The sequence below is a fragment of the Streptomyces sp. HUAS MG56 genome (genome assembly GCF_058673395.1).
Genome location: NZ_CM178722.1, coordinates 3,277,983 through 3,290,863, shown reverse-complemented (window position 1 = coordinate 3,290,863; position 12,881 = coordinate 3,277,983). Strand labels below are relative to the sequence as shown.

General features: G+C 73.5%; 15 protein-coding genes and 1 riboswitch. Of the genes, 10 read left to right on the top strand and 5 right to left on the bottom strand.

The features are described 5' to 3' along the window. Positions 1–53: 53 nt before the first annotated feature. A riboswitch (cobalamin riboswitch) is annotated at positions 54–192 on the bottom strand. Positions 193–328: 136 nt separating this feature from the next. The 3 genes from AC4OXY_RS15670 to AC4OXY_RS15660 all read right to left on the bottom strand — a co-directional run bounded on the left by AC4OXY_RS15670 (position 329) and on the right by AC4OXY_RS15660 (position 2,762). Next, complete coding sequence (locus tag AC4OXY_RS15670; protein ID WP_356031024.1) at positions 329–556, bottom strand: hypothetical protein; 228 nt, start codon at positions 554–556, stop codon at positions 329–331. Between the two features lie 34 nt (positions 557–590). After that, entirely contained in the window at positions 591–1,862 is a 1,272-nt protein-coding gene (locus tag AC4OXY_RS15665; protein ID WP_491994084.1) for an inorganic phosphate transporter, read from the bottom strand. Between the two features lie 156 nt (positions 1,863–2,018). Next, positions 2,019–2,762 (bottom strand): lysozyme, encoded by a 744-nt coding sequence (locus AC4OXY_RS15660; protein WP_356031027.1) that lies wholly within the window; start codon positions 2,760–2,762, stop codon positions 2,019–2,021. Positions 2,763–3,030: 268 nt separating this feature from the next. On the opposite strand from AC4OXY_RS15660, the gene AC4OXY_RS15655 reads away from it, so the two are divergent. From AC4OXY_RS15655 to AC4OXY_RS15645, 3 genes are all read left to right on the top strand, one after another. After that, positions 3,031–3,693 (top strand): class II aldolase/adducin family protein, encoded by a 663-nt coding sequence (locus AC4OXY_RS15655; protein WP_362818890.1) that lies wholly within the window; start codon positions 3,031–3,033, stop codon positions 3,691–3,693. 135 nt (positions 3,694–3,828) lie between these two features. Beyond that, positions 3,829–4,956 (top strand): alpha/beta hydrolase, encoded by a 1,128-nt coding sequence (locus AC4OXY_RS15650; protein WP_356031030.1) that lies wholly within the window; start codon positions 3,829–3,831, stop codon positions 4,954–4,956. Positions 4,957–5,137: 181 nt separating this feature from the next. Then, positions 5,138–6,559, top strand: a complete 1,422-nt coding sequence (locus AC4OXY_RS15645; RefSeq protein ID WP_491994083.1) for a hypothetical protein — start codon at positions 5,138–5,140, stop codon at positions 6,557–6,559. Positions 6,560–6,591: 32 nt separating this feature from the next. Here AC4OXY_RS15645 and AC4OXY_RS15640 read toward each other — a convergent pair whose 3' ends face one another. Continuing rightward, positions 6,592–7,005 (bottom strand): VOC family protein, encoded by a 414-nt coding sequence (locus tag AC4OXY_RS15640; protein ID WP_356031033.1) that lies wholly within the window; start codon positions 7,003–7,005, stop codon positions 6,592–6,594. A gap of 217 nt (positions 7,006–7,222) precedes the next feature. Between AC4OXY_RS15640 and AC4OXY_RS15635 the strand changes: the two genes are divergently transcribed. From AC4OXY_RS15635 to AC4OXY_RS15625, 3 genes are all read left to right on the top strand, one after another. Continuing rightward, positions 7,223–8,821 (top strand): ABC-F family ATP-binding cassette domain-containing protein, encoded by a 1,599-nt coding sequence (locus AC4OXY_RS15635; protein ID WP_356031034.1) that lies wholly within the window; start codon positions 7,223–7,225, stop codon positions 8,819–8,821. 323 nt (positions 8,822–9,144) lie between these two features. Beyond that, positions 9,145–9,366: a helix-turn-helix domain-containing protein gene (locus AC4OXY_RS15630; RefSeq protein WP_004002281.1), complete on the top strand. Its 222-nt coding sequence runs from the start codon at positions 9,145–9,147 to the stop codon at positions 9,364–9,366. A 134-nt stretch (positions 9,367–9,500) separates the two neighbouring features. Beyond that, positions 9,501–10,304, top strand: a complete 804-nt coding sequence (locus AC4OXY_RS15625; RefSeq protein WP_362818886.1) for an enoyl-CoA hydratase/isomerase family protein — start codon at positions 9,501–9,503, stop codon at positions 10,302–10,304. Between the two features lie 54 nt (positions 10,305–10,358). Here AC4OXY_RS15625 and AC4OXY_RS15620 read toward each other — a convergent pair whose 3' ends face one another. Further along, positions 10,359–11,075, bottom strand: coding sequence for a nucleopolyhedrovirus P10 family protein (locus tag AC4OXY_RS15620; RefSeq protein WP_376290941.1), 717 nt, complete (start codon positions 11,073–11,075; stop codon positions 10,359–10,361). An 87-nt stretch (positions 11,076–11,162) separates the two neighbouring features. Between AC4OXY_RS15620 and AC4OXY_RS15615 the strand changes: the two genes are divergently transcribed. The 4 genes from AC4OXY_RS15615 to AC4OXY_RS15600 are packed head-to-tail and all read left to right on the top strand — an operon-like array spanning position 11,163 to position 12,879. Further along, a complete protein-coding gene (locus AC4OXY_RS15615; protein WP_356031038.1) occupies positions 11,163–11,645 on the top strand; it encodes an Asp23/Gls24 family envelope stress response protein in 483 nt (160 codons plus the stop codon). Positions 11,646–11,695: 50 nt separating this feature from the next. Continuing rightward, positions 11,696–11,890, top strand: coding sequence for a hypothetical protein (locus tag AC4OXY_RS15610; RefSeq protein ID WP_356031039.1), 195 nt, complete (start codon positions 11,696–11,698; stop codon positions 11,888–11,890). A gap of 6 nt (positions 11,891–11,896) precedes the next feature. Then, entirely contained in the window at positions 11,897–12,268 is a 372-nt protein-coding gene (locus AC4OXY_RS15605; protein ID WP_356031040.1) for a hypothetical protein, read from the top strand. Continuing rightward, entirely contained in the window at positions 12,268–12,879 is a 612-nt protein-coding gene (locus AC4OXY_RS15600; RefSeq protein ID WP_491994082.1) for a DUF6286 domain-containing protein, read from the top strand. The genes AC4OXY_RS15605 and AC4OXY_RS15600 overlap by 1 nt, the downstream gene beginning before the upstream one ends. The last annotated feature ends 2 nt before the right edge of the window (positions 12,880–12,881 follow it).

Sequence of the window (12,881 nt, the reverse complement as noted above, 5' to 3'; positions counted from 1 at the left end):
GGCAGCCGGGCATGGCGATCGGTGTCCTCACTCAGGGTGTCCGCGCCCTGGTTCGACGAGATTCGGCGGTGAGAGTTCCTGGCTCCCGGGGGTTCTTCCCCGGTGACAGTGGCGGGACCGCGCCGGATTCGCACCGGCTTCCTCTCCTGCCGCCGTACATGGCCCCGGCAGTCCACCACGGGCCCGGAACGGCCGTCAACTTGCTGTTGACCTGCACGGGGAGAGTGTGCCGATCCCCACATCGCGGGGCGCGCGTGACCGACCGGCCGGCACGGCAAAGGCTCCCCCGCGTCCAGGACGCGGGGGAGCCTTCGCCGGTGTCGTTGTGTCAGCTCTTGGAGACGATCAGGACGATGCCGTACGCCACCGCCGCCGCGCAGGCCGCGAAGCAGACGTAGGCGCCGGTGACGGCGAGGGCGGCGGAGTCGCCCTGGGCCGCGGCCCGCTCGCGCCGGGTCAGGCCCCTGATGCCGAGGGTGAACAGGACCACGAGGCCCACCGTGAACACGAGGCTGACGCCGAAGACGGAGCCGATGGCCGACCAGTCGATCTTCATGGGGATGCTTCCTTGGTAACCGAGGGGGCCGGGGTCAGACGGTGGCGGCCGGGGGAGCGGCCTGGGCGGCGGGGGCCGCGGTCTCGGTGGCGGCCGGGGCGGGGATCGTGGCCGTCAGGTCCTCGCCGATCGTCCCCGAGGGGGGCGGGGCCACCGCGGCGATGGCGGTGGTCACCACACCGGCCGGCTCCGCGGTCTCCTCGACGACGTTGGTGTGGTCGACGACCTCGCGGCGGGAGATCTTCCAGATCGCGGCGCTGGACGCGACCAGGAAGACGGCGACCGCGGCGGTGCCCCAGTCGCCGAGGTCCGTGACGGACTCGGCGCCCGCGCCGACCAGCGCGGCGGCCGGGAGCGTGAGGATCCAGGCGACCAGCATGCGGGTCGCGGTGGACCAGCGGACCACACCGCCCTTGCGGCCGACGCCGGTGCCCATCACCGCGCCGGAGACGACGTGCGTGGTGGACAGGGAGAAGCCCAGGTGGGAGGAGGCCAGGATGGCGGTCGCGGCGCTGGTCTGGGCGGCGAAGCCCTGGCGCGGCTCCAGGTCGGTCAGGCCCGTGCCCATGGTGCGGATGATGCGCCAGCCGCCGATGTAGGTGCCGAGCGCGATGGCCAGGCCGGCGGAGAGGATCACCCAGGTGGGAGGGTTCGAGCCGGGCGCGATGGCGCCGCCCGCGATCAGCGCGAGGGTGATGATGCCCATCGTCTTCTGGGCGTCGTTGGTGCCGTGGGCCAGGGAGACCAGTCCGGCGGAGGCGATCTGGCCGACGCGATAGCCCTTGCGGGAGGACTCGCTCTCGGCCCTGCCCTCGGTCGTGCTGTCGACGCCGTACGACAGCCGGGTGGCGATCATGGCCGCGAGGCCCGCGACGATCGGCGCGGCGATCGCCGGGAGCAGCACCTTGGTCACCAGCACGTCGCCGTGCACGGCACCGAGGCCGGCGGAGGCGATCGTGGCGCCGATCAGACCGCCCATCAGGGCGTGCGAGGAACTGGACGGGAGGCCCACCAGCCAGGTCACCAGGTTCCAGAGGATCGCGCCGACCAGTGCGGCGAAGATGACCTCGGGCCGGATGCCCTTCTCGTCGACGAGTCCCTTGGAGATCGTGTTCGCGACCTCCACGGACAGGAAGGCGCCGACCAGGTTCAGGGTGGCCGACATGGCAACTGCGATCTTGGGCTTCAGGGCGCCTGTCGAGATGGTGGTGGCCATCGCGTTGGCGGTGTCGTGGAAACCGTTCGTGAAATCAAACGCGAGTGCGGTTACCACCACAATCGCGAGGATCAGCGAGAAGCTTTCCATTTACCCAGGCAATCGTTCGAGGTCATTGGCTGGACGAACGTAGGCAACCTGGATGAACGGAAGGTGAACTGAGGCGGGCGTGGCGGTGTCCTGGGCGGGCGGATGAGGTTCCGTTCGTCTCCGCCCGTCGCCCGCGCCCCCGGCGCCCCATGGCTGTCAGCCGCGCGCGAAGGTCCGCAGCCGGCCGGCCGAGCCGTTGAAGAGATCCTGGTCACCCGGCAGGGCGCCGTCGGTGGCGTGCTGCCAGAACGTCCAGTACTGCCAGCCGCCCGGCAGCGCCCCCGGTCCGGAGGTGCCGTGCCCGGCGATCCACAGCGGGTTGCTGGACGAGAACGCGGCGCTGTCGCCGGTGCACAGCCTCCACCACTGGGCGGTGGTGTAGATCACCGGACGGCGCCCGGTCTCGTTCCTCACCTCGTCGCTGAAGGACCGGATCCAGCGGACCATCTGCTTCTTCGTCAGCCCGTAGCACTTGCGCTTCTTGCTGTACGGGTTGTATTCGACGTCGAGCGCGGGCGGCAGGGTCCAGCCGTCCGCCCGCCAGTCGCCGCCGTGCCGCACGAAGTACCGGGCCTGCGCCGTGCCGGAGGAGCTGTCCGGCAGCGCGAAGTGGTACGCCCCCCGCACCAGGCCCGCCGCGCGGGCGCCGCCGTACTGCTCGTCGAAGTAGGGGTTGCGGTAGCTCGTCGCCTCGGTCGCCTTGACGTAGACGAACCGCGCGCCGTTGTCCCGGGCCGCGTTCCAGCCGACGTGCTTCTGGTGCGAGGAGACGTCGTGCCCCCGGGGCAGGCCCGAGGCCGCGGCCGGGGGGCCGGCCGCGGACACCGCGAGGGCGAGTGCCGCCGTGATCGCGGCGAGGGCACCGGCGCGGCGACGGAGAAGAGTGCGTACACGGGCCATGTGTCTCCCCGGGTCGGCGGACGGCGTGGCGTCCGGCGAGCAAGAGGGATCATTCAAGGCCTGACGAGCGTCAAATTTGTGCCATTTCCGAGCGATTCGATATGAACTCCGCCCATTCGGGGGTAACTGATTCCGGCCGCGGGCGCCTTCCGGGCGACCCCCGGTGCGTCCTTCGCCCGCCCCTCACGCGCCCGTCACGGGTCGCTCGCGGGTCCCCGTGCGCTCCGGAATCGCCACGTCCGGGCCGTGCGGCTGGCAGGATCACGGCATGGCTGAGCAGCGGTGGGACGCGGAACTGGAACGCACGTGGACGGAGCTGGTCGCGACGGCGCGGCGAACCGTAACCGACGGACTCGTGGTCGGCACCTCGGGCAATGTCTCGGCGCGCGTCGGGGACCGCGTGCTGGTGACCCCGTCGGGCGTCCCCTACGACCGGCTCACCCCGGACGACCTCACCTGCGTCGACCTCACCGGCCGCCAGGTGCTCGGCACCCTGGTGCCGACCAGCGAGCTGCCCCTGCATCTCGCCGTCTACCGCACGACCGACGCCCGCGCGATCGTCCACACCCACGCCGTGCACGCCACCGCGGTCTCCACGCTCGTCCCCGAACTCCCGCTCGTCCACTACATGGCCGGCGCCCTCGGCGGCCCCGTCCGGGTCGCCCCCTACGCCACCTACGGCACCGACGAACTGGCCGGGAACATGCTCCGCGCCCTCACCGACCGCTCCGGCTGCCTCCTCCAGAACCACGGCACGATCACCTACGGCACCACCCTCGGCCAGGCCTACGACCGCACCGCCCAACTGGAGTGGATGTGCCGCCTGTGGCTGACGGCGTCCAGCGTGCCGGGCCTGACCCCGTCCCTGCTGACCGGGGCCCAACTGGCCGAGGCGAGCGAGAAGTTGCGCGGGTACGGGCAGCGGAAGTGAGCACGGCGCGCGCCGCCCCCGGCCCCGCCCGCCCGATTCCGCCCGGTCTTCCGCAGCCGCCTCCCGGCACCGCTCACCTCGATCCGCCCCGCCGCTCCACTGGCCGGTGGCCGTGACCCCTACGACACTGGACAGGTGCGCCCCGTCCGAGCGACCGCCACGGCAGTCACCGCGGTCCTGGCGGCCGGCGCGGCGTCCGTCGCCGCCGGCCGGTACGCCAGCGACGCCGCGCTGAAGGCGCCCGCGGGCCGGCCGCTGCCCACCGAGCCCCGCCTGACCGTGCACGGCACGGCCGCCGGCCGGATCGCGCTGACCCGCGCCCTCGCCTCCCTGCGTCCCGGCACCTACGGCCTCGCCGGCGACGGCTCCCACGCGGTCGTCGGCCCCGTCCTGGCGGGGGCGGAGCACAGCGCCGACACCGTCGTACGCCGCCTGGAGCGCGTCACGCACGGCACCCTCGCCTCCGGCGACGCGGTGTGGCTCACCCCGAACCTGTACGTCGGCAACCCGGGCGACGCCCTCGGCCTCGACCACGCCGACATCGACGTGCCCGGCGAACTCGGCAACCTCCCTGCCTGGTTCGTGCCCGCGGCCCGGGACACCTGGGTGATCGCCGTGCACGGCCTCGGCACCACCCGGGAACAGGCCCTGAACCTCATGGGCCCCCTGCACTCCCGCCGCGTGCCCGTCCTCGCCCTCGCCTACCGCGGCGACCTCGGCGCCCCGCGCCCGCCGGACGGCCTGAACCACCTCGGCGAGACCGAGTGGCGCGACGTGGACGCGGCGATCCGCTACGCCGTCCGCTACGGCGCCCGCCGCGTCGTGCTGCTCGGCTGGTCCACCGGCGCCACCATGGCCCTGCGCGCCGCCGAGCACTCCCCGGTGCGCGAGCGCATCGCCGGGCTGGTCCTCGACTCGCCGGTGCTGAGCTGGGAGGCCACGCTGCGCGCCCTCGCCCGGGCCCGGCACACCCCGCCGCCCCTGCTGCCGCTCGCCGTGCGCGCCGCCCAGGGCCGCACCGGCCTGTACGCCGACCGGGCCGCCGAGCCCACCGACCCCGACCTGCTCACCGTGCCGACCCTGATCTTCCACGGCCCCGACGACCAGGTGGCCCCCTGGGAGTACTCTCGCCGCCTCGCCGCCCGCCGCCCCGATCTCGTCGCCCTGCACACCGTGGCCCGGGCCCCGCACGCGGCGATGTGGAACGCCGGCCCGCGGGAGTACCAGGAACGGCTGCGCCGGTTCATGACCCCGCTGGTGTGACCGGGGTCCCGGCCGTCCGGCATGCACCGAAAGCCCCGGTGCCAGGCATTCCGTTTAAGGCCGTACGACTGGCCTGATCCCCCCTCCTCGCCCCGCGCCGGACCCCGTGCGTTGGCCAGCCCCGTCGCCCGCCGTGACATTCCGTTTGGGTTTTCGGACCGTCAACCGGAAGACTGCACCCGTGACGTCCCGTATCCCGCGCGACTCCAGGCTTCGACTCGTCCGACCGCGACCCCTGGCCGCCGCCCCCAGAGCCGTGAACCAGCGGCACCCGCAGCGCCCCGCACCCCGGCCGCCGGAGGGCACACCCGCCCCGGCCGAACTGGCCAGAATGGCGCGCACCGGCCTCGCGGGCGCGGTCCGCGTCGCCCGCTGGGCCGACACCGCCCTCGGCTCCGGCAGCCCCGGCGCCACCGCCGACGGCAAGGCCACCCTCTCCGATCCGACGGCCGACCGCGCCGCCGCCGACCTCGGCCTGAACCCCGCTCAGGTCCGCGCCGACTGGGACACCGCCCGACTCGCCGGACTCGTCGAGGTGCACGGCGACAGCGCGCGGCCCGGCTGGCGGCTGCGCGCCTGGGACCGCGACGACAGCGCCGTGCTGCGCGGCTGGGTCGCCCTCTTCGACGCCTGGTCGCTGGCCTCCCCGGAGCCGGAGGAGCACGAGCCGGCCGCCGTCGCCGAGGTCGTCTCGGCCATGCCCCAGGTGCTCTCCTTCCTCCAGCTGTCCGCCGGGCCCGTCCCGCGCGCGCAGCTGCTCGACCTGCTCCAGCAGCGGGTCACCGAACTGCGCACCGAGCGCTGCGAGATCTCCTACGAGCCCGGCACCGAGCGGCCCGCGGGAACCGTCGCCGAGCCCGCGGACCCCGCGCCCGCCGCCGACACCCCGCTGCCCCCGCTCCTCGACTGGGCACTGCGGGCCCTCGGCGCCGTCGGCGCCCTGACCTACGGCGACGACCAGGCCACCCTCACCCCGCTGGGCAGCTGGGCGGTGTGGGTCAAGCTGGAGCAGATCTGCGTGGCCGCGCAGAGCCCCGCCGGCAACATCGAGCAGTCCGCCGAGGACATGCTGCGCGGCTGCGCCCAGCTCCGGCCGAACGCGGCCCGCGCCGAGTACCGGGCCTGGCTCGCCGCCCGGACCGTCGGCGGCGCCGTCACCGAGCTGATCGACGCCGCGCGCGGCGAGGACGCCCTGCTGCGCGGCCTGGCCTTCGAGGCGCTGCGCGTCGTCGGCGGCCCCGCCGAGCCCGACGTGCACGCGGTCGTGGACGAGCCGGCCCTGCGGCCGTACGCCCTGCTGTGGCTCGCCGAGCACGACGGGGCCGACCCGGAGGACGCCCACGAGGTCCTCACCCGCGAGGAGGCGACCTGGCTGTGGGTCGACACCGCCGCCGCCGTCGCCGACCACGGGGAGGCGCCGATGCTGGTCCGGCATCTGGAATCCGCGGTGCAGCCCACCGTCCCCCAGCTGCTCGACGAGGTCCGCGCCGTCGGTCACCCGCGCACCGTGCAGGTCCTCGTCGCGCTCGCCGCCGCCCACCCCGACCCGGCCCTGGCCAAGGCCGTGCGCCGGGCCGCGTTCCAGGTGCACACCGGCGGCTGAGCGGCACGGCGGCGCCGGCCGCCTCCGACGGCTCAGACGCCGATCTCGGGGGCGTACGTCCCGAAGCTCCAGATGTTGCCCTCAAGGTCCCGGGCCAGGTAGTCCCGCGCGCCGTAGTCCTGGTCCGTCGGGGGCACGAGGATCTCCACGCCGTGCTCCAGGGCCCGCTCGTGGTGGGCGTCCACGTCGTCCACGACGACATACACGCCGGCGGGCCCGGCGTCCTTCATCGCCGCGTCGAAACGGCCGCCCCGGCCCTTGGAGCCGATCATCACCGCGCCGTGGCCCTGGACGAGCTCGGCGTGCATCACCGTGCCGCCCTCCGTCTCGTACACCGACAGCTCCGTGAAGCCCAGGGCCTCCGTCAGCTGTCTGATCGCCGCCTTCGCGTCCGCGTACAGCAGCGAGGGGTAGACGCTCGGCCGTCCACCGCCCATGCCCGCCATGCCGATCACTCCTTCGTACGCCTTCGTACGCCGGTTCCGTGGCGTCCCGCCCAGTCTCGCAGCCACCACTGACAGCGCCGCCCGAACGCACGGACGTAGAAAAACCGCTTGCACCGTCCCGTTAGACTTGTCCTATGGCCATTCTCCTCGCGCATTAGACGGCGCGAACGCCCTCAGCCGTCCGCCCGCCCCTTCCTGTACGCCCTGGAGTCTGTCCGTGATCTCCGCCTCCGGTATCGAGCTGCGCGCCGGTGCGCGCGTCCTCATCGAGAACGCCACCTTCCGTGTCGCCAAGGGCGACCGCATCGGCCTCGTCGGCCGCAACGGCGCCGGCAAGACCACCCTGACCAAGTGCCTCGCCGGTGAGGGCATCCCGGCCGGCGGCCAGATCGCCCGCTCCGGCGAGGTCGGCTACCTCCCGCAGGACCCCCGCACCGGAGACCTCGACGTCTTCGCCCGGGACCGGATCCTGTCCGCGCGCGGGCTCGACGTGCTGATCCGCAAGATGCGCGAGAACGAACAGCGCATCGCCAACGGCCAGGGCGCCACCCGCGAGAAGGCACTCAAGCAGTACGAGCGCCAGGAGACCGAGTTCCTCACCAAGGGCGGGTACGCCGCCGAGGCCGAGGCCGCCACCATCGCCGCCGCGCTCAACCTGCCCGACCGCGTCCTCGGCCAGCCCCTGCACACGCTCTCCGGCGGTCAGCGCCGCCGTATCGAGCTGGCCCGGATCCTGTTCTCCGACGCGGACACCCTGCTCCTCGACGAGCCGACCAACCACCTCGACGCGGACTCGATCATCTGGTTGCGCGACTACCTGAAGACCTACCGCGGCGGCTTCATCGTGATCAGCCACGACGTCGACCTGGTCGAGACGGTCGTCAACAAGGTGTTCTACCTGGACGCCAACCGCGCCCAGATCGACATCTACAACATGGGCTGGAAGCTCTACCAGCAGCAGCGCGAGGCCGACGAGAAGCGCCGCAAGCGTGAGCGCGCCAACGCCGAGAAGAAGGCCGCCGCGCTCAACGCGCAGGCCGACAAGATGCGCGCCAAGGCCACCAAGACGGTCGCCGCGCAGAACATGGCCCGCCGCGCCGACAAGCTGCTCTCCGGCCTGGAGGCGGTCCGCCAGTCCGACAAGGTCGCCAAGCTCCGCTTCCCGGAGCCCGCGCCCTGCGGCAAGACCCCGCTGATGGCCGAGGGCCTGTCGAAGTCGTACGGCTCGCTGGAGATCTTCACCGACGTCGACCTCGCCATCGACAAGGGCTCCCGGGTCGTCATCCTCGGCCTCAACGGCGCCGGCAAGACGACCCTGCTGCGCCTGCTCGGCGGGGTCGAGACGCCCGACACCGGCGAGGTCGTCCCCGGCCACGGCCTCAAGCTGGGCTATTACGCGCAGGAGCACGAGACCCTGGACCCCGAGCGCACCGTCCTGGAGAACATGCGCTCCTCCGCCCCCGACATGGACCTGGTCGAGGTCCGCAAGGTGCTCGGCTCGTTCCTGTTCTCCGGCGACGACGTCGACAAGCCCGCCGGTGTCCTGTCCGGCGGCGAGAAGACCCGGCTCGCGCTGGCGACCCTGGTGGTCTCCTCGGCGAACGTGCTCCTGCTCGACGAGCCGACCAACAACCTCGACCCCGCGAGCCGCGAGGAGATCCTCGGCGCGCTGCGCACCTACAAGGGCGCGGTCGTCCTCGTCACGCACGACGAGGGCGCCGTCGAGGCGCTGCAGCCGGAGCGGATCATCCTGCTCCCGGACGGCGTCGAGGACCTGTGGGGCTCCGGCTACGCGGACCTCGTCGCCCTCGCGTGATCCACTGCGGATGGATCATTCGGCTCATCGGTGATCCATCATCTGTGTGAGATCTCCTCGTATCGGGGTGTGTCGTACACGGATTTTCCGGCCGATCCCTTCATCGCCAAGGGGTCGGCCGTTTCGCGTCGCTGACCTGGTACTTCGTGAATCCACCCGTTCGGTCGCACGGGTGCCACCTCCTGGAACATCAAATTCCGCTTGTGGGGATCCACTCCTGTCGTCACAACGATGTCCCACCGACCTTGCCGAATGGGTGGCCATAGCGCCCAGGAGGGGTGATCATGAGGAGACCAGAGCGCACTTCCCATGAGGAGGCACGGGTGGCCGAGACTCTGAAGAAGGGCAGCCGGGTGACCGGCGCCGCGCGCGACAAGCTCGCGGCAGACCTGAAGAAGAAGTACGACTCCGGTGCGAGCATCCGGGCGCTGGCCGAGGAGACCGGCCGCTCGTATGGCTTCGTACACCGGATGCTCAGCGAGTCGGGCGTCACGCTTCGTGGGCGTGGCGGAGCGACCCGGGGCAAGAAGGCCGCATCGTCCTGACTCCGGGCGGCCATCGGCTTCGATGGTGGCCACCCGGTCGGCGGTCTGACCGGCCGGGTGGTTACTGTGCAGTCACTTAAGCGTGCCCAGCACGGCTGGCATGCCTTACCGACCGCACCCATCGGAGGCGCCCCATGGCTTCGCCCGACCAGGACCTCGCTCCTGTACTCGACAAGGACGGCGTACGGCTCACCGTCGACGACGCGCTCGCCACGGTGACGCTGGCCAACCCGGCCAAGCGCAACGCGCAGAGCCCCGCCCTGTGGCGGGCGCTCACCGAGGCCGGCCGGCTGCTGCCGGGCTCCGTCCGTGTCGTCGTGCTGCGCGGCGAGGGCATGTCCTTCTCCGCCGGGCTGGACCGACAGATGTTCACCCCGGAGGGGATCCCGGGCGAGCCGACCTTCATCGATCTCGCGCGTCGTGACGACGCCGGGCTCGACGCGAGCATCGCCGAGTTCCAGGAGGCGTTCACCTGGTGGCGGCGCAACGACCTCGTGTCCATCGCCGCCGTCCAGGGGCATGCCATCGGGGCCGGCTTCCAACTCGCGCTCGCGTGCGACCTGCGCGTCGTCGCGGACGACGTGCAGTTCGCCATGCGCGAGACCAGCCTCGGCCTCGTACCCGACCTGACCGGCACGCACCCGCTGGTCGGTCTCGTCGGGTACGCCCGCGCGCTGGAGATCTGCGCCACCGGACGGTTCGTCGGCGCCGAGGAGTCGGTGGCGTCCGGGCTGGCCAACCTCGCCGTACCCGCCGGCCAACTGGACGCGGCCGCACGGGACTTGGCCGCGGCGCTGCTGGCCGCACCGCGGGACGCGGTCGTGGAGACCAAGGCGTTGCTGCGCGGTGCCGCAGACCGTACCTACGACGAGCAGCGGGCCGCCGAGCGGGCCGCTCAGGCACGCCGGCTCCGGGACCTGGCCGGCCTCGGCGAATAGCAGGCGAAGGGCACCCGGCCCGGGGACGCGAGGACGGCGGGTCGCGTGCGCCGGTCAGCCGACCGCCGTGATCGACACCGTCACCGTCGGCCTGTCCTCCAGCGCCTCCCGTACGGCCGTGCGGACCCGCCGGGCCACGTCGACGGCCCGGTGATCCGCGCCGGTCGCCACCTCCACGCGCGCGTGGAGGCGCGGCAGGGCCGTCGTACCGGTCGCGCGCTCCTCCAGGCGGATCCCGCGCCCGAGGGAGGCGGTCAGCCCCGTCACCCCCGGGACCGACAGCACGGCCGCGGCCGCCCGGGCCTCGTCCGGGTCCGTGGGCTCCGCGGCCGCCGTCGGCCGGGGCGGACGTACCTCCCGGGGCGGCTCCGCCACCTCCAGCAGATCGGTCACCCGCAGGTCCACCTCCCGCACCAGCAGGCCGAGTCCGTCCGTCGCGGCCGTGGCCAGGGCCTGCCGCAGCCGGGACGCCACCACCGGCAGCGGTTCGGCGGCCGTCGCCGCGAAGTCCGCCGCCACCCGCAGCGGGCCCGGCGGCAGCGCACCCGGCGGGGGCGGTACGACGGGGTCGTGCGCCTCCTGCGGATCGGCGAGCCCGATGCGCAGCGCGCCCAGCCGCACCCCGGGCACCCCGTCCGCCGCCGCACGCTCCAGCACGGCCGCGGCCGCCCCCTCCGCGATCCACGCGCCGTCGCGCACCCCGCCGAGCGGCAGCAGCCTGCCCAGCCCCACAAGCTGCCGCGCGGTCTGTGTCCACCGGTCCGCCGTCATTCCACCAGCCTGCCGTATCCCCGGTGTGCGGGCGGGGAACCATGCGTACGGTGGTCCGGAGACGACGACCGAAAGGGACGTACGGCGATGACCGACATGACGACGGCCCCCGAGGGCGATCACGAGGGCGAACAGTGGGAGCGGCTGTCGGCCCGCAAGGCCACCCGGCGCGGCGGCGGCGACCCGGCCGGTCGCGGCCGGACGACCATCGCCGACGGCGTCGTGGAGAAGATCGCCGGGCTCGCGGCCCGGGACGTGGTCGGCGTGCACACCATGGGCAGCGGCCTGGCCCGCACCTTCGGCGCCGTGCGCGACCGGGTGCCGGGCGGCTCCAGGTCGGTGACGCGCGGCGTCAAGGCCGAGGTCGGCGAGGTGCAGACCGCGCTCGACCTGGAGATCGTCGTGGACTACGGCGTCTCGATCGCCGACGTCGCCCGTGCCGTGCGCGAGAACGTGATCGCCGCCGTGGAGCGCATGACGGGACTTGAGGTCGTCGAGGTCAACATCGCCGTCAGCGACGTCAAGCTGCCCGAGGAAGAGGACGAGGAGCCCGAGCCCCGGATCCAGTGATCCGACCGCACGGCCCCGGACCCGCACGCTGACGAGCTGAGGAGCGCTGCATGAGCATGGCCCTGGTCGGCATGATCGCCGGAATGGCGCTGGGATTCGCCGGGTACTTCGGTGGGTTCGGGGCCTTTTTGCTGGTGGCGGCGTTGGGTGCGATCGGGTTCGTCGCCGGCCGGTTCGCGGAGGGCGACCTGGAGCTGGGCGACTTCTTCCGCACCCGCGACGACCGGCGCGACCGGCGGCGGTGACGGGCGGTGAGCGCCGAGACCGGCGTGGTGCGCCCGCGCCCGGCCCTCGCACCGCCGGGTGAGCGCGGCGCCCTGCGGATCGCCGACCGGGTCGTGGCGAAGATCGCCGCGCAGGCCGCCCGCGAGGCACTGCCACCCCCGCCCGCCGACGCCGCCGCCCCGCACGCCACCGTCGTCTGCCACGGCGACACGGCCCGCATCCAGGTGCACCTCGAACTCGCCTACCCCTGCGACATCGGCGCCCACAGCGCGGCCGTGCGTCGCCATGTCGCCCAGCGGGTAAGCGCGTTGGTGGAGATGGAGGTGACCGAGGTCGTCGTCCGGATCGAGCGGCTGCATCCGGCACCGGCACCCGGCGCGGTCCACGGGAGGGCCTGATGAGCGAGCCACCGACGAGCACCCCGACCCTCGACAAACCCCCGCCCGCCGCCCTGCCCGCACCCCGGGGCAGCCGGCGCTTCTGGGCGCCGCGCCGCGTCCCGGCCGCCGTCGTCGCCGTCCTGCTCGTGGCCGGCTCCGGCCTGCTGCTCTACGACGTCGCCGCCGTCCGCGCCCACCGCCCGGCGATGCGCTGGCGCCGCGCCCTGGCCCGGCAACTGGCCGAACGGCACCTGGACGACACCTGGGTGCTGGTGGGCGCGGGCGTCGCCGCAGCCCTCGGCCTGTGGCTGATCGTCCTCGCGGTCACGCCCGGCCGGCGCGGCCTGCTGCCGATGCGGCGTCCGCACCCCGATGTCCGCGCCGCGCTCCGGCGCGAGGCCGCGGCGCTGCTGCTGCGCGACCGGGCCCTGGACGTGTCCGGGGTCCGCTCGGTACGGGTGCGGATGCGCCGGAGCAAGGCCGACGTCCGCGCCGTCTCGCACTTCCGCGACCTGGCCGACGTCCGCGCCGACCTCGCCCTCACGCTCGGCGAGGCGATCGGGGGCCTCGGCCTGGACCGGCCGCCCACGCTGACGCTGCGGGTGGCACGGCCCGGAAGGAAGGGGTGACG

Bases quoted from the DNA above. Each gene is read 5' to 3' on its own strand.
- AC4OXY_RS15640 (WP_356031033.1), bottom strand. From the start codon at position 7,005: ATGGCGGGCATGGGCGGTGGACGGCCGAGCGTCTACCCCTCGCTGCTG.
- AC4OXY_RS15615 (WP_356031038.1), top strand. From the start codon at position 11,163: ATGACCGACATGACGACGGCCCCCGAGGGCGATCACGAGGGCGAACAG.
- AC4OXY_RS15600 (WP_491994082.1), top strand. From the start codon at position 12,268: ATGAGCGAGCCACCGACGAGCACCCCGACCCTCGACAAACCCCCGCCC.
- AC4OXY_RS15610 (WP_356031039.1), top strand. From the start codon at position 11,696: ATGAGCATGGCCCTGGTCGGCATGATCGCCGGAATGGCGCTGGGATTC.
- AC4OXY_RS15660 (WP_356031027.1), bottom strand. From the start codon at position 2,762: ATGGCCCGTGTACGCACTCTTCTCCGTCGCCGCGCCGGTGCCCTCGCC.
- AC4OXY_RS15620 (WP_376290941.1), bottom strand. From the start codon at position 11,075: ATGACGGCGGACCGGTGGACACAGACCGCGCGGCAGCTTGTGGGGCTG.
- AC4OXY_RS15665 (WP_491994084.1), bottom strand. From the start codon at position 1,862: ATGGAAAGCTTCTCGCTGATCCTCGCGATTGTGGTGGTAACCGCACTC.
- AC4OXY_RS15625 (WP_362818886.1), top strand. From the start codon at position 9,501: ATGGCTTCGCCCGACCAGGACCTCGCTCCTGTACTCGACAAGGACGGC.
- AC4OXY_RS15670 (WP_356031024.1), bottom strand. From the start codon at position 556: ATGAAGATCGACTGGTCGGCCATCGGCTCCGTCTTCGGCGTCAGCCTC.
- AC4OXY_RS15655 (WP_362818890.1), top strand. From the start codon at position 3,031: ATGGCTGAGCAGCGGTGGGACGCGGAACTGGAACGCACGTGGACGGAG.